This is a genomic window from Mycobacterium sp. DL (assembly GCF_039729195.1).
Classification (GTDB): Bacteria; Actinomycetota; Actinomycetes; order Mycobacteriales; family Mycobacteriaceae; genus Mycobacterium; species Mycobacterium hippocampi_A.
Genome location: NZ_CP155796.1, coordinates 1774666 through 1796845 on the forward strand (window position 1 = coordinate 1774666; position 22180 = coordinate 1796845).

21 protein-coding genes are annotated in these 22180 nt (G+C 66.3%); 16 read left to right on the plus strand and 5 right to left on the minus strand.

Annotated features, from left to right (window positions below; all coding sequences use genetic code 11):
• Positions 1-257 precede the first annotated feature (257 nt).
• Genes ABDC78_RS08600 through ABDC78_RS08620 form a run of 5 tightly spaced genes read left to right on the plus strand, consistent with a single transcriptional unit; the run spans position 258 to position 4965 of the window.
• A complete protein-coding gene (locus tag ABDC78_RS08600) occupies positions 258-1613 on the plus strand; it encodes an MFS transporter (protein ID WP_218621176.1) in 1356 nt (451 codons plus the stop codon).
• Positions 1610-2683, plus strand: a complete 1074-nt coding sequence (locus ABDC78_RS08605) for a phenylacetaldoxime dehydratase family protein (RefSeq protein WP_178360772.1) — start codon at positions 1610-1612, stop codon at positions 2681-2683. The genes ABDC78_RS08600 and ABDC78_RS08605 overlap by 4 nt, the downstream gene beginning before the upstream one ends.
• Positions 2684-2689: 6 nt before the next feature.
• The gene (locus ABDC78_RS08610; RefSeq protein ID WP_178360771.1) at positions 2690-3631 is read left to right on the plus strand and encodes a LysR family transcriptional regulator; all 942 of its coding nucleotides are present in this window, start codon (positions 2690-2692) and stop codon (positions 3629-3631) included.
• 11 nt (positions 3632-3642) lie between these two features.
• A complete protein-coding gene (locus tag ABDC78_RS08615) occupies positions 3643-4545 on the plus strand; it encodes a carbon-nitrogen hydrolase family protein (protein ID WP_256736287.1) in 903 nt (300 codons plus the stop codon).
• 60 nt (positions 4546-4605) lie between these two features.
• A complete protein-coding gene (locus ABDC78_RS08620; protein WP_178360769.1) occupies positions 4606-4965 on the plus strand; it encodes a DUF4345 domain-containing protein in 360 nt (119 codons plus the stop codon).
• A gap of 31 nt (positions 4966-4996) precedes the next feature.
• On the opposite strand, the gene ABDC78_RS08625 is transcribed toward ABDC78_RS08620, so the two are convergent.
• Complete coding sequence (locus tag ABDC78_RS08625) at positions 4997-5221, minus strand: hypothetical protein (protein ID WP_178360768.1); 225 nt, start codon at positions 5219-5221, stop codon at positions 4997-4999.
• A 138-nt stretch (positions 5222-5359) separates the two neighbouring features.
• Here ABDC78_RS08625 and ABDC78_RS08630 point away from each other — a divergent pair, with 138 nt between their 5' ends.
• The gene (locus ABDC78_RS08630) at positions 5360-6898 is read left to right on the plus strand and encodes an alkaline phosphatase D family protein (RefSeq protein WP_178360767.1); all 1539 of its coding nucleotides are present in this window, start codon (positions 5360-5362) and stop codon (positions 6896-6898) included.
• Positions 6899-7000: 102 nt separating this feature from the next.
• Here the strand turns inward: ABDC78_RS08630 and ABDC78_RS08635 are convergent, their stop codons facing one another.
• Positions 7001-7144, minus strand: coding sequence for a hypothetical protein (locus ABDC78_RS08635; RefSeq protein WP_178360766.1), 144 nt, complete (start codon positions 7142-7144; stop codon positions 7001-7003).
• A gap of 467 nt (positions 7145-7611) precedes the next feature.
• On the opposite strand from ABDC78_RS08635, the gene ABDC78_RS08640 reads away from it, so the two are divergent.
• Positions 7612-9660, plus strand: a complete 2049-nt coding sequence (locus ABDC78_RS08640; RefSeq protein WP_178360765.1) for an endonuclease/exonuclease/phosphatase family protein — start codon at positions 7612-7614, stop codon at positions 9658-9660.
• 44 nt (positions 9661-9704) lie between these two features.
• On the opposite strand, the gene ABDC78_RS08645 is transcribed toward ABDC78_RS08640, so the two are convergent.
• Positions 9705-11216: an amino acid permease gene (locus ABDC78_RS08645; protein ID WP_178360764.1), complete on the minus strand. Its 1512-nt coding sequence runs from the start codon at positions 11214-11216 to the stop codon at positions 9705-9707.
• Positions 11217-11359: 143 nt separating this feature from the next.
• Between ABDC78_RS08645 and ABDC78_RS08650 the strand changes: the two genes are divergently transcribed.
• The 9 genes from ABDC78_RS08650 to ABDC78_RS08690 all read left to right on the plus strand — a co-directional run bounded on the left by ABDC78_RS08650 (position 11360) and on the right by ABDC78_RS08690 (position 19591).
• A complete protein-coding gene (locus ABDC78_RS08650) occupies positions 11360-12154 on the plus strand; it encodes a GntR family transcriptional regulator (protein WP_347133393.1) in 795 nt (264 codons plus the stop codon).
• On the plus strand, positions 12151-12915 hold the full coding sequence (locus ABDC78_RS08655; RefSeq protein ID WP_178360763.1) for a hypothetical protein: 765 nt from the start codon (positions 12151-12153) through the stop codon (positions 12913-12915). The genes ABDC78_RS08650 and ABDC78_RS08655 overlap by 4 nt, the downstream gene beginning before the upstream one ends.
• A gap of 109 nt (positions 12916-13024) precedes the next feature.
• Positions 13025-14227 carry a cytochrome P450 gene (locus tag ABDC78_RS08660; protein WP_178360762.1) on the plus strand — a complete coding sequence of 401 codons (1203 nt, stop codon included), beginning with the start codon at positions 13025-13027 and terminating at the stop codon, positions 14225-14227.
• Positions 14228-14271: 44 nt separating this feature from the next.
• Positions 14272-14460 (plus strand): ferredoxin, encoded by a 189-nt coding sequence (locus tag ABDC78_RS08665; protein WP_178360761.1) that lies wholly within the window; start codon positions 14272-14274, stop codon positions 14458-14460.
• 7 nt (positions 14461-14467) lie between these two features.
• A complete protein-coding gene (locus ABDC78_RS08670) occupies positions 14468-15853 on the plus strand; it encodes a glutamine synthetase family protein (protein WP_178360760.1) in 1386 nt (461 codons plus the stop codon).
• Positions 15850-16557 (plus strand): ABC transporter substrate-binding protein, encoded by a 708-nt coding sequence (locus ABDC78_RS08675; protein WP_178360759.1) that lies wholly within the window; start codon positions 15850-15852, stop codon positions 16555-16557. Before ABDC78_RS08670 ends, ABDC78_RS08675 begins: the two co-directional genes overlap by 4 nt.
• Positions 16558-17271, plus strand: a complete 714-nt coding sequence (locus ABDC78_RS08680; protein ID WP_178360758.1) for a gamma-glutamyl-gamma-aminobutyrate hydrolase family protein — start codon at positions 16558-16560, stop codon at positions 17269-17271. It begins immediately after the preceding gene.
• Complete coding sequence (locus ABDC78_RS08685) at positions 17268-18089, plus strand: gamma-glutamyl-gamma-aminobutyrate hydrolase family protein (protein ID WP_347133396.1); 822 nt, start codon at positions 17268-17270, stop codon at positions 18087-18089. Before ABDC78_RS08680 ends, ABDC78_RS08685 begins: the two co-directional genes overlap by 4 nt.
• Complete coding sequence (locus ABDC78_RS08690) at positions 18086-19591, plus strand: PucR family transcriptional regulator (RefSeq protein ID WP_178360756.1); 1506 nt, start codon at positions 18086-18088, stop codon at positions 19589-19591. The genes ABDC78_RS08685 and ABDC78_RS08690 overlap by 4 nt, the downstream gene beginning before the upstream one ends.
• Before the next feature lie 9 nt (positions 19592-19600).
• Here ABDC78_RS08690 and ABDC78_RS08695 read toward each other — a convergent pair whose 3' ends face one another.
• Both ABDC78_RS08695 and ABDC78_RS08700 read right to left on the minus strand, forming a co-directional pair.
• Positions 19601-20707 carry a CoA transferase gene (locus ABDC78_RS08695; RefSeq protein WP_178360755.1) on the minus strand — a complete coding sequence of 369 codons (1107 nt, stop codon included), beginning with the start codon at positions 20705-20707 and terminating at the stop codon, positions 19601-19603.
• Positions 20704-22170, minus strand: coding sequence for an aldehyde dehydrogenase family protein (locus ABDC78_RS08700; protein ID WP_178360754.1), 1467 nt, complete (start codon positions 22168-22170; stop codon positions 20704-20706). Before ABDC78_RS08700 ends, ABDC78_RS08695 begins: the two co-directional genes overlap by 4 nt.
• Positions 22171-22180: the final 10 nt, after the last annotated feature.

Sequence of the window (22180 nt, forward strand, 5' to 3'; positions counted from 1 at the left end):
GTCGGTTCCAGCGCAGGGCGGATGCACTGTGGTCTGCGATTCGGGCGGGACAACTCCTACGCATCGAGACCGTGATTCGCGCCTAACGTCGTCGTAACATCACGCTCGGCGATATCGGTTATAAGCACAAGTTGTTTTTGTATGTCACTTCCATCACTTAAGGTCGAGGAATCCGCAATACAGCCGCCTGGTAGTCGAGTCTCTCGATTCGGTTAGGCATTCGGTTCCGCCGCCCTTTTCTGTGCAAGGAGATGACAATGTCTGTGTCTGAAGTGAATTCACCGCCCGGCAAAAGCCAGTTGCGGTCGCTACGTGCGGCCTGCGCCGGAAATATCCTGGAATGGTTCGACTGGACTTTGTATGCGATCTTCTCCACCTATATCGCGTCCCACTTCTTCGACAGCTCCGAACCGACCTCCGCACTCCTGTCCACCCTGGCGGTTTTTGCGGCAGGTTTCCTCGCGCGTCCACTCGGCGGGTTGGTGTTCGGCCGACTGGCTGACGCCCGCGGACGCAAGTTCGTGCTCGTCGCCACCATCAGCACCATGTCGATTGCCAGCCTGGCGATCGCGCTGATCCCCAGCTACGACAGCATCGGTGTGTGGGCATCGGTGTTACTGCTGCTCGCGCGTCTACTGCAAGGCCTGGCACATGGCGGTGAGTCCGGAGTGGCCTACACCTACGTATCCGAGATCGCCCCGCCTGCCAAGCGCGGCCTGTGGTCGAGCTCGGTGTTCTTCGCCGTCACCTTGGGTGTCATGTTGGCGACGATGCTGGGTGCGTTGTTCAACAGCATCCTCGGCCAGGACGCGGTCGCCGACGGCGGTTGGCGATATGCATTCGTCCTCGGTGCGATATTGGGCCTTTTTGTTCTCGTACTACGGCGCTCGGCGACCGAGACGGAAGAATTCGAGGCGACAGAGGGAAGCGCAACCGACGAGGCCGGAAATGTTCACGCGCAGTGGTCGGCAGGGCGCAAATTCAAAGCCGGCATCCTCGTGGTCCTGCTGTCGTGCGGACACAATTGCGCCTATTACATCTGGGCGATTTTCGCCTCGTCCCTCGCGATCTCAGATCGCGGGATGGACCCGACCGACGCCTTCACCGCCAGTCTGCTGGCCCAGGCCGTCGCCCTCGGCTCGCTCGTCGTGTGTGGTCGCTTGTCGGATCGCTTCGGTCGGCGACCGATGATCATCGCCTTCGGCGTCTTTGCGATCGTGCTGTTCTACCCGATGTCCCAGATCATCACCGACGAGCCGTGGACGTTGTTCGTCGCGCAGGCGGTCGGAATGAGCATCTGGGCCATGGGCGCCGCTATGTATCCGGCGTTCATCTCTGAACTGTTCCCGACCCGCATTCGCGCCACCAGCGTCGCCTTCGCGACGTCGGTTTCGGTGGCATTGTTCGGAGGCACTGCGCCGTACCTGCTCACCTGGTCCGCGAGCAGCGGAAACGGCTGGTTCTTCTGGGTATGGGCGGCGGCACTCGCCGGCCTTGCCATCGTCGGTGGGATCCTGGTCAAGGAGACCCGTGGAACCGACCTCGGGACTGTCCAATGGCCCTACCGGGAGCGGAAGTCGGCCGCAGAACGGGTACAGGTGAAGACACCATGAGTTCGTGGAACAACATCTCCTACCCCCGCCGGGTACCGGCACGTAGGCCCGAGGGGCATGAGCCCAGGGCGCCCCGATGGAGCCTGGTCTACACCGAGCCCGTCACCCTCCTCACGAGCGACTACCTCGGCATCCAGGTCGAATCGTGGGACTCCGTCGGTGTGAAGGCGTTTCTGGAACGAATGAAGCTGACGCGCAGCACCCACCTGGCGTGCGCGCCGGAATCCTGGGAGCTGCTCACCTGCGTCGACGACGCCGGTCTGGTCAACATCATCCATCTGGCCTACTGGCGGAACCCGACGCACCACGAACAGTGGCTGCTGTCGTCGGCGTTGGGCCGTTGGTACGACGGCCTCGACGCGACGACAGTCGCCTTCGGCGCCTGGCACGAAGTGATCCAGGTTCCCGTTGATCACGCCGAGACGATCTACTCCGACCCTCGCGGAACATTCGGCCTGGCCGCGTGTGCCGGAACCCAGGTGGAGCCGATGACGACCAACGGGTATTTCGGCGCGGCGCGCGATCGCCTTCCGGTGTCAGCGATCGACCCGTTGGACGTGGCTCAATCCCAGAGATCACCCAGCACGTACCGGGAAACGCGGGGACGGCGACTACGCGCGGAGTCGCACCACAACATGGCGGTGATCAGATCCGGGCAGTACTGGGCGCAGGCAGGCGAGGAGCAGCTCACCGACTATGAGGAGAGCCTGGAACCCAAGCTGTCGGCGGGTATGCGATATCTGTTGGATCACAAGGAAACCACGGGCACTCTGTCACTGCGCGTGCTGACCAGCCTCGACCGGGACACGCTGGACCCCAAGCGGGAGACGAGCACCTACGCGCATTTCCACAGCCTGACAGACCTCGAGACGTGGGCTGAGAATCACGCCACCCATCATGCGATCTATGAACATGCCATCGCCAAGAACCAGGAATACGGCCCGGATCGTGAGGTCACGACGTGGCACGAGGTGTTCATCCAGCCCAGCACCGCACGTTCGGAATATGTGAACTGTGATCCCACCACAGGGTTACTTCCCTACGCCCGCAACGTCCTTGCGGTGGAATAGGAGAACATGGTCACCGAGGGTCCGGTTCATCTTCGCAGCCACGACTTGAACCTTCTCGTCGTCTACGCGGTCCTGATGGAAGAGCTCAACGTCACCCGAACTGCGGTGCGCCTCAACATGAGCCAGGCCGCGGTGAGCGCCAGTCTGCAGCGGCTGCGGAGGATGTTCGACGATCAGCTTTTTGTCCGGGCTTCCGGAGGCATGGCGCCCACCGCGAAGGCGCGGCAGATCCACGCCGCCGTTGCGGCGGGATTGGCGAGTCTTCACGAGGCGATCGATGGTCCGCCCTCCTTCGACCCGTCGAGTGAGCGCGCTGTCTTCCGGCTGGGCATGTCGGATGACCTCGAGGCGGTGTTCATGCCGAAGATCATCGAGACTCTCACCACCATGAGCCCGACCTCGTCGGCGCACTGCATTCAGACACGGCGGGCCGGCGTCGAAGATCTGGTCACCCTCGGCCACATCGACATCGGCATCGCGGCCTCATCGGCGTGGGGATCTGAGATCCGCTCGCGGGACCTCTTCGAATCCTCGTACGCATGTGTGTACAACCCCAGCTTGATCGATCGCCACGGTGACCTCTCCTACACGGATTACCTCGCGTTGCCGCACCTGATGATCTCCGCGGACGGGACGCGGGGGATCGTCGACGACGTCCTGCAGGCCGAAGGACAGACTCGCGACATCACCGCCTCGACAGGGCATTTCGCGATGGTCCCGATCCTGCTCAAGCGAGTCCCTGCGGTAGCGACGATGCCGGAGTTCGCGGCCCGGGTCTTCGCGGAGTCGTTCGACCTGACCGTGAGCACCCCACCGATACAGCTACCCAGATTCACCGTGAACTCTCTGTGGCATCAATCCCAGGAGAGTTCCCCGGCCCTGCAGTGGATGATCGGCGTCATCGATTCAATCGCAACGGAACTGAAGGAAGATCAATGGTACGTGTAGCAGTAGCCCAGATGGGATCTGTCGCGTTCGACAGTCCCGCGACCACACAGAAGGCGATTTCGGCGGTGCGTGAAGCCGGTCGCGAGGGCGCCAAGGTCATCGTCTTCCCCGAAGCGTTTCTCGGCACGTACCCGAAGGGGCTCAGCTTCGGAAGCCCGGTGGGCCGTCGCACCGAGTCGGGTCGGGACGACTATCTGCGGTGCTGGAAGAGCGCCGTCGAACTCGACGGACCGGAACTGGCGGCGATCGCCGAAGCCGCCCGACTCGAATCGATCTTCGTTGTGATCGGTGTGATCGAAAGAGCCGGAGGAACGTGCTACTGCACCGTCGTTCTGATCGACGAGCAGGGAGTCACCCGCGGACATCACAGAAAGGTGATGCCGACGGGAGCTGAGCGGTTGATCTGGGGGTTCGGCGACGGATCAACACTTCCCGTCGTCGATTCCCCCGCGGGCCGGCTGGGCAGCGTCATCTGCTGGGAGAACTACATGCCGCTGATGAGAGCTGCCATGTACGGGCAGGGTATCGAAATCTATTGTGCACCAACAGCTGACGATCGTGACTCGTGGATGAGCACGATGCAGCACGTCGCATTGGAAGGCAGATGCTTCGTCATCACCGCCTGTCAGGTCATGCGCCGAAGCGACTACCCCGACGACTACCAGCCCGAGTTCGGCACCTCACCCGGTGACGTGCTGATGCGCGGCGGCAGCGCAGTGATCTCACCGCGCGGTGAGGTGCTCGCGGGTCCGGTGTACAACGAGGAATGCGTGATCTACGCGGACGTGGACACCGACGAGATCCACCGGCAGACACTGGATTTTGACGTGGTCGGACACTATGCACGCGCGGACATCTTCCGCCTGCACGTGGACACCGAACCGAAGACCCCTGTGGAGTTCAGCTCCCGCTGAGACTGCTCAAGGGTCGGAGGCTGTCATAGTGACCTCCTAGGCCAATGAACTGGAGGTTACGTGGTCACCGCAGTCATCGTCATCACCGCAGTGTTCTTCGCCGGGATGGGCATCTACGGGCTCGTGGTGCCGGACCGCCTGGTCGCACCGTTCGACATCACGCTGGGTTCGGCCGCGGCGCGCTCCGAGGTGCGCGCGGTGTACGGGGGCTTCGGGCTGGCGATCGCGGCGGTGCTCACCCTCGCTGTGGCCAGGCCCGAACTGCGGTCCGGCATCCTGGTCACCGTCGCCGCCGCGCTGGCGGGCATGGCGTTCGGCCGCCTGGTCTCAGCGGCCGACGGCCGGGCCCGCTTCTACCCGAGTTGGTTCTACTTCGTCGTCGAGTCCGGGGTCGCGGCCGCGCTGTTCATCGCCGCCTGACGCCGCAGCGGACGATCCTGTTCCACGGTGTTCACTCGGAGGTCAACCGCAGGCCATGTTCGCGTGCGAAGGCGTCATAGGCGAGCGCGATCTCCTCAGCTGTGGCGTCCGGGTGCGCACGGGCGACCGCATCGATCGCCGTGGATGTGTGTGGCCCCAGAAGCGTTGACGTAGAGACTATTTGACCGCGGATCAGCGCCGCATTCAGCGCCGTCTGGAGGTCCGCTCGCGGATCGTGTGTCGGCACTTCGGTCACGACCAGAAGTGAATCATGACGAGGTCGTCGCCGCTCGCCGAGTCTCGGGCCGAAGAGTTCTCCGGACGGCATGCCTGCGGGAGGACACCGTATGGCTGCCCGTCACCGCCGCGAAAGCTGTACGGCTGACACTCCGCCGTGTCTCCTCATCCGAGCCGGCGATCCGTCCTCAAAGGCGCGGCGCTGCTCGCGACCCTCCCGGCCGTCGGATTCCAGTCGCCGCGGCGCCTGAGCCCTGTCACGGCCGATCCGTTCACACTCGGCGTGGCCTCCGGGGAACCGAGCGCCGACGGCGCGGTGATCTGGACCCGGCTGGCGCCCACGCCGCTGGCCGAGGGCGGCCTGGGCGGTATGCCGACGCGGCCCGTCGATGTCGAGTGGGAGGTGGCCGAGGACCCTGCGTTCACTCGAATTGCTCAGCGGGGCAGCGCCACCGCTGTGCCCGAAACCGCGCACAGTGTGCACGTCGAGCTCGTCGGGCTCCGGTCCGGCGCCGAGTACTTCTACCGGTTCCGGTCCCACGGGTACCTGTCGCCCGCAGGGCGCACCCGAACGGCGCCGCATGACGACTCGCTGGCGCCGCTGACCATGTGCGTCGCGTCCTGCTCCAACTACGAGCAGGGCTGGTTCACCGCATATCGCAGGCTGGCCGAGGAGCACCCCGACCTCGTTGTGCACCTCGGTGACTACCACTACGAATACGGTGCCGGGCGCAGCGCCGTTCGGGTACGCGACCACGTCGGACCCGAGACCGTGACGCTGGCCCACTATCGGCAGCGGTACGCACAGTACAAGACCGATCCCGACCTGCAGGCGGCCCACGCCGCCGCGCCGTGGTTGGTGGTGTTCGACGACCATGAGGTGGCAGACAACTGGGCCGGCGAGGTCCCGGCCAAGCCCGACAACGGTTTCCGACCGCGAAGGGCCGCGGCGCTGCAGGCGTACTACGAGAACATGCCGCTGCGGCCCTCGGCCAGGCCACATGACACGGGGATGGCGCTCCACCGCCGAGTGCACTGGGGTGGGTTGGCGACGTTCCACATGCTCGACACCCGCCAGCACCGGACCGATCAGCCGTGCGACGACGCCTATGCCTCCGACTGCGCCGAGCGCCGTTCTGCCGCAGCAAGCATGACCGGTGCGGCGCAGGAACAGTGGCTGGCGGCCGGACTCGCGCGATCTCGCGCACGATGGGATGTGCTGGGTCAGCAGGTGTTCTTCTCCCAGGTGGACCTCACCCCCGGGCCGGCACGCTCGTACAACCCGGACAGCTGGGACGGCTACACCGTCAACCGTGACCGGATCATCGCCGGAATACGCGATTCACCGGTGCGCAACGCGGTGGTGTTGACCGGTGATGTTCATTCGCACTGGGCTGCCGATGTTCACGAACGACTCGGTGATCCCACCTCGCGGGTGGTCGCCACGGAACTGGTGACCAGTTCGATCAGCTCGGGCGGCGACGGGTCCGACACCCGTGACGAGATCGAGGCGGTCCTGCCCGACAACCCGCACATCCGGTACTTCAGTAACCGCAGGGGGTACCTCCGCACGCACATCACTGGCGACCAGATGCGGGCCGACTTCCGGATCGTGCCGTACGTGTCGCGTCCAGGTGCAGCCGCGCACACAGGTGCCAGCTTCCTGCTCGCCGACCGCGGGATGCGGCGCGTCTGAAGGTGGCTCGTGCACGAAGCGCTACGGCCGCAGCGGGCCCCGTAGAACCAAGAGAGCCGGCGCCCCACGGGGGCAGCCGGCTCTGGTCAACGCGGGTTGGCGTCAGTGATTCGTGTCCTCATGCCGGCGGGCGATGGCGAGAAGCTCGTCGCGAACCGTCGAATCCGGCAGAGCGTTGATCCGCGCATAGAGGCGACGCCGGTTCACGGCGCGCTTGACGTCTGCGCGAATGTGCGCGAGGGACATGGTGCTCAACTCCTTTTTGGGTCCCCGGGGTACGGGGCTGTGTTTGCTGCTGGTGTCCACTTGGTCGAGGATCACTCGGCAAGTAGAACGCTTTGATCGTCCTTGTTAATTCTGGGTAAATCAACTTTCACGGTGTGAGTTTGCATACAGTGCACGTCGTGGCTGTTGAGACTGCGGGTCGTGGATGCTCCCGAACCGTCAGTGGTCGGAAAGTCAGGCAATTCCCGCGGATGGACCGAGGAAAGTGATGGCGGCGGGATTTACTTTGCTGGGTGTCGCCGGTCACACCGGATCGGCTTGGCCGGAGGGTGACCGGGGCACACCGATCGACCGCGAAGTCGAGGGTTGAGCGGGCTTCTGCGGCCGTGATTTTTGGCGGGTGACGAACAATCGCGTAGTCGCTTACGCGTGCCCAGCACTGTACGAGGCGGTAGATCTGTACCAGCGCCGCGAGTGAGGAGCCGCTGATGGGGCCGCTGAGAGTAATGACCTTCAACGTGCAGATGCTGCCCTGGGTGGCCGATGCGTTGCACAGCACCACCAACGATGCACCCGAAAGGGCCGACCGGGTGGCCCGCGCGCTGTTCGCTCTGCCGGTGGTCGATCAGCCCGACGTGATCGCATTCAACGAGGTGTTCGACGAGGACGGACGAGACCGCCTGCGTCTGCGGCTGTCGGGACGGTGGCCCCACATCGTGGACAAGATCCACGATGGCGGGGTCCTGGAAGACTCCGGGCTGATGCTCTTCAGTCGCCGACCGCTGCTGACGCTGCCCGACGGAGGCAACTTCCACGAACGATTCTTCACCGAATCGGCCGGCGACGACACCATGGCCGCCAAGGGCGTCGGTGTCATTCAGGTCGACAGCCCCGACGGCGTGGACCTGCCGACGACCATTGCGTTCACCCACATGCAGGCCTCCTACCTGTCCGAGGACGAGCACCGCGACGTCCGACGCAGCCAACTCGACACCATGTACACCGCCGTCAAAGAAGTGATCGGCAGCTCACCGGAGCTGTGGGAGCGTGTCATCGTGTTGGGGGATCTGAACATTCGCGGGGACTCGGAGGCGCTCACCGACGAGTGGGCGGAGATCTTCGACCTCGCGTCGACCGAACTGACCCGCCTCACCCATGACGGGTGGCGTACCGGTATGCACCCTCCCAACGATCAGCAGGACCACGACCTCGGCCGCACGAACCTGAACTGGGAGAGCGGGCAAGGTCAGCGCCTGGACTACATGCTGTTCGGCAACGAGAACGAGCGCGGCTTGGTGGCCCACCACATGTATTCCCGCATCCGTAATGCCAGTGACCACTTTTCGCTCGAGGCAGTGGTACAGCGCAGATCGGACCATTGCCGACCAGCGGACGCGATCGACCTGCACCAGTGGGTGACGGCTGCCGGCGGCTCACCGGGGCGGCCGTCGACGTTGCATCACCTCCCGCTCGAGTTCGACTTTCCCGGGACGCTGCAGTGGTTGTATGTCGACACCCCGGGAACGTTCACACTCTGGAGCGCCGCCGACGTGGAGACCCGCGCATATACCCGCAGCGACCTGAGCAGGCCTCTCGCGCAGTTGCGCACGGTGTCCAAGAATGATCTGGAGTCCGGCCTGCAAGCCCCCTTCAGAGAAGCCACCGTCAATCCCGTCGGCACCACACACGTTGCCGCCGAACCCTTTTACATCGTGGCCCGGTCACGCAGGAACCGCGTCGGCAACCGGGACCTGCTGGTCCTCGAACACCATGGCGAATCACCCGCTACCGCGATCGCACTGGCCCCGCACACCCCGACCGAAACTGGATTCCCGGTGGGCCGCAAGCTCGGTGACAACGACGAATGCTGGTTCATCGCAGCACTTCCCGAGACGTTCGCGGGTGACCCGCGCGAAGAGGCCTTCTCGGTGTACAACCCGGACCGCATCCGATGTTCACTCAGTGTCCGCGACCTCGCCGATGAGGAACTCATGGCCACCAGTGGCACCGGGCAGTACGTCAACCTCACCCATTCGACATCGGGCGGATATCAGGTTTATCTGGTGATGCGCCGCAACAACATTCAGTATGCCGGGTTCACCCTGGCCTGGAAGACTCCGATCAGTTACTTGATGTTGGACCGCCCGCTCGGACTGTTCATCAGAAACGAATCTGGCGCGGACTGGCCCGGCGCCGACGAAGTCCACCTGGACGTGTGGCTCGACAGTAGACCGGTGTTCAACGGCTACTGGGATGACGCCGACACCGGCGAGACCTGGGGTGGACTGGCTTCGAGCATCGAGCAGCTGGTGCGCGCCCAGATGCCGGGAATCGGCGACCGGGTGCCGTTCAGCACGTCGATCAACCTCTCCTATCTCGAAGAGGATTTCACCGCCGCGGGATGGCTGACTGCCTCGGTCGCGGCGCTCTCGCCCGCCGAACGCGACACCGTCGATCGCCAGGTGACATTGCCGGTGCCCGATGCCATCAGCGACGGCACGTACACGTTCTACTGTTCGGTCACCCGGCTCGGATGACTTCCTCCGACCCGACGCAGCCGCCCGCGATGTAGGCCTCGGCGTCAGGGGTTGTTCGACGGGATGGCGTCGCTGTACGGGGCCGTGCTTCGGTCATGCAGCGGGTGAACGGCCATGTACACCAGCCCGATGATGACCACCACCGCCGCAGACAGCGCCACGATCCAGTTGTCGTACCACGCGGCATCGGGGGTCCGCGGCCACGCCATGTTGATCATCGCGACGACGCCGTAGACCAGTGCGGTGATGTTGACCGCCATGCCCCACTTGCCAAGGGAGTACTTGCCGCTGGGGACCCAGCCCTTCAGGCGTGCCCGCAGTGCCGCCAGCACGACCATCTGGAATCCGAGGTAGATGCCGAACGCGGCGAAGCTGATGATCTTGGTGATCGCGTCGGTGGAGAACTTCGATCCGATGACGATCACCGCGGGCACGATGGCAGCGAGCAGCAGCGCGTACGGCGGGACGTGCCGGGTGGCGGAGAACTTGCTGAGTAGTTTGTGGCCCATGATCATCCGGTCGCGACCGTAGGAGTAGGCCAGTCGGCTCGCGGCCGCCTGCAGGCTCATCGCGCACGACAGGAACGAGATCAGAACGATGAGCAGGATCACCTTCGAGCCGAACGGGCCGAATGCTTCGTTGAGAACGGTGGTGACGGGATCGGTGTCCTCGCCGGCGATGACGGCGGGGATGTCGGCGACTGCGAGCACGAGCGCCAGGCAGACGAATGTTGCTGCGGCACCACCGATGTAGATGGTTCGGCGCATCGCCTTGGGGATCAACCGACCCGGGTCGGCCACTTCCTCGGCGACATCGCCGCAGGCCTCGAAACCGTAGTACTGGTAGATACCGATGAGCGCTGCGGCCGCGAACGCCCACAGGTAGTTGCCGTCACCGCCCGCGCCGAAGCTGTCGAAGATGATGCCGATGTTGTGTTCCCGATGCGCAACGAGCAGCCAGACGCCGACGACGAGCGCGCCGATCAACTCGGCGGTGAAGCCGATGATCGCGGCTTTGGAAAGGACTTTGGTCCCCATGAAGTTGATGGCCGTGGCCAGCGCGAGCAGGATCAGGGCGAAGGCGATGACGTTGTTCACCGTCGCCTCGACACCGAAGGTGGCCGCGATGAACGGACCGGAGCCGTAGACCACCGATGAGATGGTCACCAGCAGCGCCACCATGTAGACCCAGCCGGTCATCCAGGCGTATCGGCGGCCCCACAGTCTGCGCGCCCAGGGATACACCCCGCCGGCGACCGGGTACTGCGCGACGATCTCGCTGAAGCTCAGCGCGACCAGGAACTGTCCCAGGCCGACGATGAGGAAGCTCCAGATCATCGGCGGTCCGCCGGTCGCCAGCGCAAAGGCGAACAGGGTGTAGACGCCGACGACCGGGGAGAGGTAGGTGAACCCGAGGGAGAAGTTGGCCCAGGGGCTCATCTCCCGCTTGAACTCGGATTTGTAGCCGAGCGCATGCAGATGCGCGGCGTCGTCTCCGCCGAGGAACGCGGGGGAACCCTCATCGGAGGCGCTGGTGGGCGGCGTAGAAGTGGACATCAGCCTGCTTTCTGGTAGCGCTGCGAAGCCAAGTGACCGAAAAACTACAGTCCTATTGTTTAAACGGCAACAGAATCGGCAGAATTGATCCGGAATCCGGTAGATTGCCGGCGACGGTCGTACCGCGGAGGAGGAGGGCGCCGGTGTCGTCGTTGTCCCCACTCGTTGCGGCCGAAGCTCCGGTCGGCCGCGCCGACGAGATCGTCCAGCGCATCACCGAGGCCATCCACCTCGGACTGCTCGACGACGGCGAACGCCTGCCCGTGGAGATCGACCTCGCGGCGCAGTTCGGGGTGGCGCCCATGACCGTCCGGGAAGCTCTGGCGACACTGCGTGAGCAGGCGCTGGTGGAAACCCGGCGCGGTCGCAGCGGCGGATCGTTCGTGCGCCGCCCGGCGGGTCCGCCCGTCGATCAGTTGACTGCGCGGCTGGCTGCAATGAGCGCCTCTGACCTGCGCGATCTCTTCGACGAGCACACCGCGATCGCCGGGCAGGCGGCGCGGCTGGCCGCAGAGCGGGCCGCTCCGTACGCCGTGCGCCGGCTCTTCGTCCTGACCGATCAGCTGGGTTCGGCCACCACGCTGGGTGACCGGATCCGCGCCGACAGCCGGTTCCACATCCAGGTGGCGATCGCGTCGCAGTCGGCACGCCTCGCGCGCCGCGAAGCCAACCTGCAGGCCGAGATCGCCGGTCTGGTGTGGCTGCCCGTGGGTCGGCAGGTCGACATCGCCGCGCACGTCGAGGAGCAGCACGCGATCGCCACGGCCGTCGCCTCCGAAAACGCCGCCGAGGCAAGGCGTCTGGCAGAGGCACACATCATGGGTCAGCTCGCCCGTCTGACTGAAGTCAATCTCGACCTGACGGCCGGGGCGACGGATCTCGACCTGAAGGCCGCGGCGGATGCCGACCTGACCGCCGCACCGGGGGCGGACGCATGACCGCCGGCACGTCCGACAATGGAGTGGCCCGCCGCCTGGCCGAGGAGGCGTCGCAGTCCCTGGAACCGATCTACGAGTTGCTCGGCCGCATCGCCGAGGACGTGCTCGCCAGTCGGCCACCACGCGCCACGCTCACCGAACTCCACTTCCGCGGGTTGCAGCGTCGACTCGCCGACCTGCTCGGCGAGGAACGGGCCGTGTGGGGCATGGGTTTCATCGCCGCGCCGTTTGTCGTCGACGGCAAGGAGCGGTATCTGGCCTGGTGGCAGCGGCACAACGACCGGGTTGCCCGGCTGAGGCTGAACTTCGACCCGAACTCGATCGACGTCTACGACTATCTGCAGATGGACTGGTATCGACTGGCGCAGCGCGGTCACGCGCGGGTCGCCTACGGGCCCTATGTCGACTACAGCGGTTCCGACATGTACACGATCACCGCCACGATCCCGATCGTCGCCGACGGCACGTTCCTCGGTGTCGCGGGTGCGGATCTGGTGGTCGGCGAGGTCGAGCGCCACCTCCTCGAGGTGCTGCGGCAGACCGGCGACGACGCCGTCGTCGTCAACACCGAAAGGCGGGTCATCGCCGCGAACACCGCGCGGTGGTTTGTCGGATCGCGGTTGCCGGCAATGCCCGCGGTCGGCCCGGCCGAGGAACGTTCGGCGTTCCGGGAGGTGGCCGAGCTGCCGCTGGGCACCGGGTGGGTGCTGGCCATCGCCTGGCCGGACGCTGACGAGCAACCTCGGGGCAGCAGCACGTAACCGACTCTTAACGGACAATGAGCCGCCAGCTGTTGACATTAAGCATCTATTTTTAGAGGATTTAGTCACAGTTCCGGTCGCAGGTAGCCCACCCTCGGAGGTAGTACTGATGTCGTCGGCCACTCTCGGCCCCGTTCCCGCGTTCGACGTCGCGGACCCGGCGTTCTCGATCACCTCCACCGAGGTCCACGACGCCCGCGAGCGCAGCTGGTACGCGACCACCCAGTACGGCCTCGCGGTGCTGCGCTACGAGCAGGTGAACCGCTTGCTCAAGCACCCCAAACTGCGGCAGGGCAGCGCCGCGTGGCCCGCCCACAACGGCGTGACCGAGGGACCGTTCGCCGACTGGTTCGCCAGCTGGATCCTCAACAAAGAAGGCGAAGAACACCACCGGCTGCGCCGGCTGATGAACCCCGCGTTCTCGCACAAGTTGATCGGCGCGCTCGTGCCGAGATTCCAGGAACTGGGCAACGAACTCATCACCAACTTCTCCGAGCCGGACCGCTGCGAGTTCGTCAGCGAGTTCGCCGAGCCGTACGCGGCCCGGGTGATCGCGATCATGCTCGGCATCCCCGAAAGCGAATGGAGGGTCATCGCCACCGAATCGGTGACCATCGGGCTGTCCCTCGGGGTGACGATCCGAGAGGATCTGCCCAGGATCGAGGCGGCCCTGCAACGGCTGTACGACTACTGTGACGACCTCATCGCCGATCGCCGGGCGAACCCGCGCGACGACTTTGTCACCACCCTGGTCAACGCCTCGCGCGCGGAGGACGGCCGACTGAGCGACACCGAACTGCGAGACGCCATGGTGCTGCTGATCTTCGGCGGGTTCGACACCACCCGCAATCAGCTCGGGCTGGCCATGCAGACGTTCATGGCCCACCCCGATCAGTGGCGACTGCTCGCGCAGCGGCCCGATCTCGGCGGCAGCGCCGTCGAGGAGGTGATGCGGGTCAACCCGACGGTGCGGTGGGTGACCCGCGAGGTGCTGGAGGATTTCGAGTACGAGGGTGTCATGCTCACCGCGGGCACCACGGTTCACCTCTACAGCGAGTCCGCGGGCACCGACCCGAGAGTCTTTGAACCGGGCTTCGACCTCACCGCAGAACGTAAGCCGCACTTCGGTTTCGGCGGCGGCGCCCATCACTGTCTGGGCCATTTCGTCGCCCGCTCGGATATGAGCGAGGCCTTGCCGCTGCTGGCCCGCCGACTGCGCGACCCCCACGAACTGCCCGGCGCCGAGTGGCTGCCGGATTCGGGCAACACCGGACCGATCCGGTTGCCCATCGGATTCACGCCAGCCCCGTGAACGCCGGAACTGCAGCCCTTCCGCAGACCAGAGAGGATTCCCGAATGCACGTCACCGTAGATCTCGCGAAATGTCAGGACCACGGCCAGTGTGCGATCGCCGCGCCCGCGGTGTTCACCCTCAACGACGAGGGCAAGCTCGAATACGACGAGAACCCCGACGATTCACAGCGCAGCGATGTCGAGGAGGCGGCCGACGTCTGTCCCGCCCAGGCCATCCTCATCAAGGATTGAGCAGGCGATGACAACAACCCCACTCGACGCGCACCGCCAGGGCAACGCCCAGAGCCCCGACCTCGCGGCCGCCCTGTCGACGATCACCGACCGCGGCGTCGAATTCGTGTACTTCCAGGCGGTCACCATCACCGGCCGGGTCGTCGGCAAGGTGGCGCCCGCAAAACATTTCGAGAGACTGGCGGTCAAAGGGGTCCAACAGCACCAGACGGCGGTGGCCAACCTGCAGGGCACCCGTGAGGGCGTGCTTCTCGCCGGAGGGGTCCATGCACCGGAGTACACGGCGATCCCGGATCTGGAGACCTTCGCGGTCCTGCCCTGGGACTCCAGCTTCGCCCGGGTCTTCTGCCGACTCTATGAGCCCGATCACCTGACAGATGCTCCCGGCGCTGAATTCGCCTGCGATTCGCGGGGTCTGCTACGTCGCCTGCACGAAGGGTTCACCGAGCGAACCGGTCTGGAGCTTCGTACCGGCTGTGAGCCCGAGATGACCTGGCAGGGTGAAGGTCTGGAGGCGCAGTTCCGGCCCGGGTCGAGCCCCGCCTACCACATCGAACACCTCGAACGGAACCGGCCGATCGTCAAGAAGGTCGTCGAGTACGCGCAAGCCCTCGGACTGGACATGGTCGAGGGCGACTACGAAGACGAGTTCCAGGTGGAGCTGAACTTCATGTACGACCACGCGGATCTGACCGCGGACCGGCTCACCACCTACCGGCAGATCTGCAAGCAGGTCGCCCGCGAACTCGGTATCCACGCGAGTTTCATGCCGAAGCCGGCGACCGGGATGATGGGCAACGGCTGCCACCACAATTTCAGCCTGTGGCGCGACGGCGTCAACGTGCTGGCGGACCCGGGTCGCACCGAACTGCACCTCACCGACGTCGGGAGACACGCCCTGGGCGGCCTGCTGGCCCACTCCGCCGGCGCCATGCTGATCAACGGCTCAACCGTCAACTCCTACAAGCGGTACTGGGACGCAGGGCAGTTCGCGCCTTCGCGGATCAACTGGGGCCTGGACAACAAGACCTGCACCGTCCGGTTGTCTGCAGTCGGACGGCTCGAGTACAAGCTGCCCGACGCCGCCGTAAACCCCTACCTGTCACACGCGGCGATCCTCGCGGCGTGTGAGGACGGCATGAAGAACGCCACCGACCCCGGGCCTCCGACCCAGGGATCGTCCTACGACGCACCGCAGGACGAGCGCTTCCCGGCGTTGCCGCTGACGCTCGGCGAGGCGATCGGCGCCTTCCGCGCAGATGAGGTGCTCAACCAGGCCTTCGGGCCGGTGCTGTCGGAGTTGCTCGTCGATTTCCACGCCGACGAGTGGGCTCGATTCTGTGGGTACGTCACCGATTGGGAGCGCGACATGTATTGGAACGACACCCCGTGACCGCCGCTCTGAGGCTGGCGTGCCTCGACGCCGAGGCGCCGCCGCTGTTCTCCCTGTGGACCCCCGAGCGCGGCAGGCAGGGCTACGAGCCCGGTGTCGCCGAGGCGCTGGGCGACGAACTCGGCCGTCCTGTGGAATGGGTGCGGGTGCCGTGGGTCGACATGATCCCGGCGGTGCAACGCGGCGACGCCGACGCGGTGCTGTGCGGCCAGGGAATCACCGCCGAGCGGCAGGCACAGGTCGACTTCACCAGGCCATACGCCGTGTTCCACGAGGGTGTGCTGGTCCGCAGAGGCGCCGGGATCCACACGGCCGCCGATCTTGTCGGCCGCAGGGTCGCCGCGATCGAGAACAGCACCAACATTGCGCTCGTCGAGACCTTCGAGGGCGCGGTGCCGGTGCCGTTCGGCGCGGGCTCCGACGACGTCTACGCCGACATGCTGGCCGCGCTGCGCAGCGAGGACGTCGACGCGGTCGTCGACGATGACGTCGTGTTCGTGCCGCTGGGCGCGACACATCCCGACTACGAACTCGCGTTCACGGTGCAGACCGCGAACAGGTGGGGGATCGCGGTGGCGAAGGACCGGCCGGACAACCTGGCCGAGATCGACAGCGCACTCGGTCGGCTCATCGAGTCGGGGCGCCTGCGCACGGTCTGGGAGGAGTGGCTGCCGACCCTCGACTATCCGTTCGCGGGGAACTGAGTGGCCCGGCCGTTGGTGGCCGTGGCCGGTCGGCGCGCCGCTCATGCACCGATCCTGCGATTCTCGGCGACGCTTGCCGCCGAGGCGATCTGCGAAGCGGTCTGGGCGGCCGGCGGCGAACCGGTCGTCGTGCACGGCCCCGCCGCCGACCCGTTGGCCGAACTGCCCGGTCGGTTGCAACGTTTCGACGGTGTGCTGCTGCCGGGCGGTGCCGACATGGAGCCCCGGCGATACGGGGCGGAGGCGGCGCCGGAGACGACGGACATCGTGGCGTTCCAGGACGAATTCGACCTGGGGATCACCCGCTCGGTGGTCGAGCTCGACCTGCCCGCACTGGCGATCTGCCGCGGCATGCAGGTTCTCAACGTCGCCCTCGGCGGGACCCTGGTGCAGCATGTTCCCGAGACGAACACCCTGCACCACAACGCCATCCACCACGTCGAGGTGAAGAAGGGCTCCCGTTTGCATACCATCGTGGGGGCCACCACCATCGACGTGTCGTCCTACCATCATCAGGCCGTCGACCGACTGGCCGCCGACCTGATCGTCACCGCAGTCGCGGCCGACGGGCTGGTCGAGGCGGTCGAACACCGTCGCGCCGACATCGTGGCTGTCCAATGGCATCCCGAGGATCGCCACGCCACGTCGGGCACCGACGCTGCTCTGTTCGCCGACCTGGTCGACCGGGCCCGCAAACGAAAGGACTCCCAGTGACCGACAACAAGCCCACCGACAACCGGGTGCGCAGGGAAGACGTCATCCCGGATCTTCCGGTTCCCGCAGCGCCGCGGGCCCATGTGTGCGTGCTGGCCTCGCTCAACTATCCCGACATCAGCGCGGCCGACGCCGCGCTGGTCAGGCGGTTCACCCGCGTCACCCTGGCGACGCTGGTGGAACTCGGCGCCTCCTACGAACTCTGGGACACCACCGAGGCACTCGAGGACCCCTCGGGGGCCGCAGCTTTCGACGGCGTACTGCTTCTCGGCGGTGGTGACATCGACGGCTCCTGCTACGGCGTCAGCACCCGCCACCCGGCCAGTTACGGGATCGACGCGCGCGCCGACCGCGACGCCTTCGCCGTCATCGCGGCGGCCGAGGCCGCCGACCGCCCGATCTTCGGCATCTGCCGCGGATCCCAGTTGCTCAACGTTGCGCGGGGCGGCACGATCATTCCCGACATCGTCGACTACGCCCTGCACCACGGGGCGCCCGGGGAACCCGAGTTCGTCGACGAGCCCATCGACATCATGCCGGGCACCCGTCTGTCCTCGATCCTGGAATCGGCCAGAGTGAGCGGACGTTCCGGCCATCACCAGGCGGTCGACCAGATCGGCACGGGACTCGTGGTGGCGGCACGGGCGCTCGACGGAATCACCGAGGCGGTCGAAGACCCGGACCGCTTCTACCTCGGTGTGCAGTGGCATCCCGAGGACGACGACGGTCCGGAAGCCGACCGGCTGCGGCTGTTCAGCGCGTTCGTCGCCGCAGCCGAGAAGTCACGTCTGGGCGCAGTGGCCGCGACCCGCGAGTGATCACCGCCCGGGGGCTGACACAGGTCGAAAGCCTCGGCCTGACACTGGTCGCCGGCGCCCATGCCGCCGACCGTGAGATCGCGTGGGCACACGCGATCGAACTGTCCGACCCGACCCCGTATCTCACCGGCGGTGAACTGGTGATGACCACGGGGATCAACATCGGAGGCGACGCGGCCGCACAAGCCGACTACCTCGCGCGCCTGTCATCGGCAGGAACGGCTGCGCTGGCCGTGGACACGGGCACCACGTTCTCCGAGGTCCCCTCGGGTGTGCTTGCCGCAGGCGATGACTCGGGCATTCCGGTGCTCCAGGTCCCTGCGTCGACACCGTTCATCGCGATCGCCCGGGTGGTGATCGATGCGGTGAAAGCCGACGAACTGCGCTCGGTGCAGCGCGTCGTCGACCACCAGGAGGTGCTTGCCCGGGCGACGCTGCGCGGGGGCATTCCCGCCGTCGTCGACACACTCGCGGACTCGCTCTCCGCGGCGGTGGTCGTCACCGGCGCCGACGGTGGGATGCTGGCCGCCGCAGGCGTCGGACACCAGCGGCTGGGCACTGTGCTGACCCAGTCGGTGCGACCTGCCACTGCCCGCCATCACGCCGGCTACGTCACCGCCGACGGGGACGCGCTCATCACCGTCCAGACCCTTCGGGTGGCCCAACCTGTTCGCGGTCACCTGGCGGTGCGGACGGTGCAGCCACTGTCCACCGCCGATCGCCTGCTCCTGGCGCACGCGGTGTCACTCATCTCGATCGCCCTGGAGAAACCGGCCCGGGTGATGGATGCCGAACAGCGGCTGCGCACCGCGGTGACACGCGAGATGCTCAGCGGCTCAGGCACTGTCGACGCCGGGCTGCTTCGCTTCTTCGGCTTCGAGCCCGACGGCGACGTCGTGGTGGTCGTGCTCAGCGGCGCCGGGCCGGTGTGTGCGGCCGAGCAGAACCTGGGGCGGTTGCTCTCGGCCGCCGGTGCCTATCTGCTGGCACCACGAGGTGACGAGATCGTCATCGTGCTGCCCGCCGCGGGCAGTCGGCGGCGAATCTCGGATGTGATCAATGCGTTCGGCCGTACCTGCGGGCGTGCGCCGGCGGGCGGGGTGAGCAGACCCGGTCGACTCTGCGCAATCACCATGGCAGTCGAAGAGGCCGGCGTTGCACTGCAATGCGGTGCCGGATCCGGTATCACCGAGTTCGGCGAACTCGGTGCGTTCGGTGCGCTGCTCGGCGGCCGGAGCGCCGCCGAACTCCACTTGTTCGCCGCGCCACTGGATCCGCTTGCGGGCCGCGACGACGAGTTGATCGAGACGCTGGCAGCCTTCCTGCAGCACAACGGCCAACTCGAGGCCGCAGCCGCCTCACTGCATGTCCATCGCCACACGATGCGCAACCGTGTGCGGCGCATCAGCGAGATGTTGTCCGACGATCTGGGGTCCGCCGACACCCGGGCGCGTCTGTGGTTGGCGCTCAAGTCCCGACAAGTGCTCCTCAGTCACGCCTGACGCAACGAGCTACCCACCGAGCGGGGGCGGCGCGCTGCGGTAGGTGACGGGGGTGGCCGACAGCGAAATCGGGTTGGCCACCTGCGGTGTCGCGGTGCCGGGTATCGATACCGTCGGGTGAATCCCGAGTCCCTCGGCGAAGGCGAAGGCCTCGGCCAGATCGTTGATCGGTCCGACCGGCACGCCGACGGCGGTCAAAGCCGCGTACCAGTGATCGGCGCCGTTCGTCATCAAGGCGGTTTCGAGCAAGGTGCACAATGCATCTCGGTTGGCCACCCGCTGCGGGTTGGTCGCAAACCTGGCGTCGTCGGCTAGGCCAGGTCTGCCGATCGCGGCGCAGAACGCCCTGAACTGCTTGTCGTTGCCGACGGCCACCGCGATGGGGCGATCCGCGGTGTCGAAGGTCTGGTAGGGGGAGATGCTGGGATGGCGATTGCCCATGATGCCTGGCACCACGCCTGCGCCGAGGTAGCCGGAGGCCTGGTTCACCATCGACGACAGCAGCACGGCGAGCAGGTTCGTGTCGACCCGTTGGCCTTCGCCGGTGCGATCCCGATGGGCAAGCGCGGCCAGGATTCCGCTCAGCGCGTGCAGTCCGGCCAGCACGTCGACAAGGGCCACACCGGCCTTGGTCGGATCACCGGGTTCGGTGCCGGTCACGCTCATCAAGCCGCCCACGGCCTGCACCAGTAGGTCGTAGCCCGGCAGTGCCGCCCCTGCGTCACGGCCGAAGCCGGTGATCGAGCAGTAGATGACGTCCGGTCGGATCGCCCGCAGATCCTCGTAACCGAGACCCAGCTTCTCCATGGTGCCGGGCCGGAAGTTCTCCACCACGATGTCGGCGTGCGCCACCAGATCGCGGGCCTGACGTACGTCGTCGGGGTCGCTGAGTTCCAGGGCGACCGAACGCTTGTTGCGGTTGACCGAGTTGAAATACGTTGCCACACCCTCGGAGTCATGCGGTGGACCCCACTGCCGGGTGTCGTCGCCGGAGCCGGGGCGTTCGACCTTGACGACCTCGGCGCCGAAATCACCGAGCATCATCGTCGCGTACGGTCCGGCCAGCACCCGGCTGAAATCGACGACCACGATGCCGTCGAGCGCTCCGGCGGTCATGCGCCGGGCCTCCCGCCGCGCAGATACACGGTGGTGGTGTGAGTGAAGAACTCTCGGGCGGCGCCGCCCTGTTCCTTGGGTCCGAGACCACTCTTCTTGGCGCCGCCGAACGGGACATGGGGGTCCGCGCCCGCCGACTCGGAGTTGATGTGCAGCACCCCGACATCGATCCGGTCGACGGCCTGAAGGGCACGGGTGACGTCCTGGGTGAACACTGCTGCCGAGAGACCGAATTCGCTGTCATTGGCCAGCGCGAAGGCCTCGTCGGCGGTATCGGCCCGCCGGACCGCGAGAACGGGTCCGAACAATTCGTCGGTCCACAGATCGACGGATGCACTGCCGACGTCGACGACCGTCGGCGCGACGAAGTAGCCGTCGGCGAGCGGACCGTCGGAGTAGGGAACCCCGCCGGCCAACACCGTGGCGCCCTGGCGGCTGGCGGTGTTGATCCCGGAGGTGATGGACGTGCGTGCCGGGTCACTGACGACGGGACCCATCTGCGTTGCGTCGTCGGTGGGGTCACCCACGCGCAGTGCCGCGACGCGGGCCAGCAACTCGCCCAGGAACTGCTCGGCGATTCCCGCCGTGACGATCAATCGGGAAGTGGCGGTGCACTTCTGGCCCGTGGATCGGAACGCTCCCAGCATCACCTGCTCGACGGCGAGGGTGACGTCAGCGTCGTCGAGCACCACCGCGGCGTTCTTGCCACCCATCTCGGCCTGCACGGGTACCCCGCGCGTGGCACCGGCGGCCGCGATACGGCGCCCGACTCCGGTGGATCCGGTGAACGTGATCGCGTCGATGCCGGCGTGGCTGACGAGGGCATCGCCGACGTCGGCATCGCCGATCAGCAGGTTGAGCACCCCGGCGGGCAGGCCGGCGGCGGTCAGCGCCTCGGCGAACCGAATCGCCAGCAGCGGAACGGTGCTCGCCGGTTTCCACACCACGGTGTTGCCGTATACCAGTGCGGGGGCGATCTTCCACGCCGGGATCGCGATCGGGAAGTTGAACGGGGTGATGACACCGACCACGCCGAGCGGTTTGCGGGTGATCAGGATCTGCTCCCCGGCGCGGGGGGAGGCGTAGATCTCGCCGGCCTGACGATCACCCTCGTTGCCGTAGTAGCGCAGAATCTGTGCGGCACGCCGGACTTCGCCGATGCCTTCGGCTTTGGTCTTGCCTTCTTCGGTGGCCAGCTCCAGACCCCAGGCCTCGGCGTTGCGGTCGACCACGTCGGCGGCAGCCAGCAGGAGCGCCCCGCGCTGGTGGATCGGGGTCCCCGCCCAGGCAGGTGACGCGGCGGTGGCCGCGGCGATGGCCGCGTGGACGTCCGAGGCGTCCGTGCCGCGGCCCTCGGCGACCACGATCCCGGGGTGGGCCGGGTTGACGCTGAGCAGTGAATCGCCCCGACCGGAATGCCAGTCACCGCCGACCAGATGCCGGATCTGCACGGGGGCGGGCATCAGCGCCTTC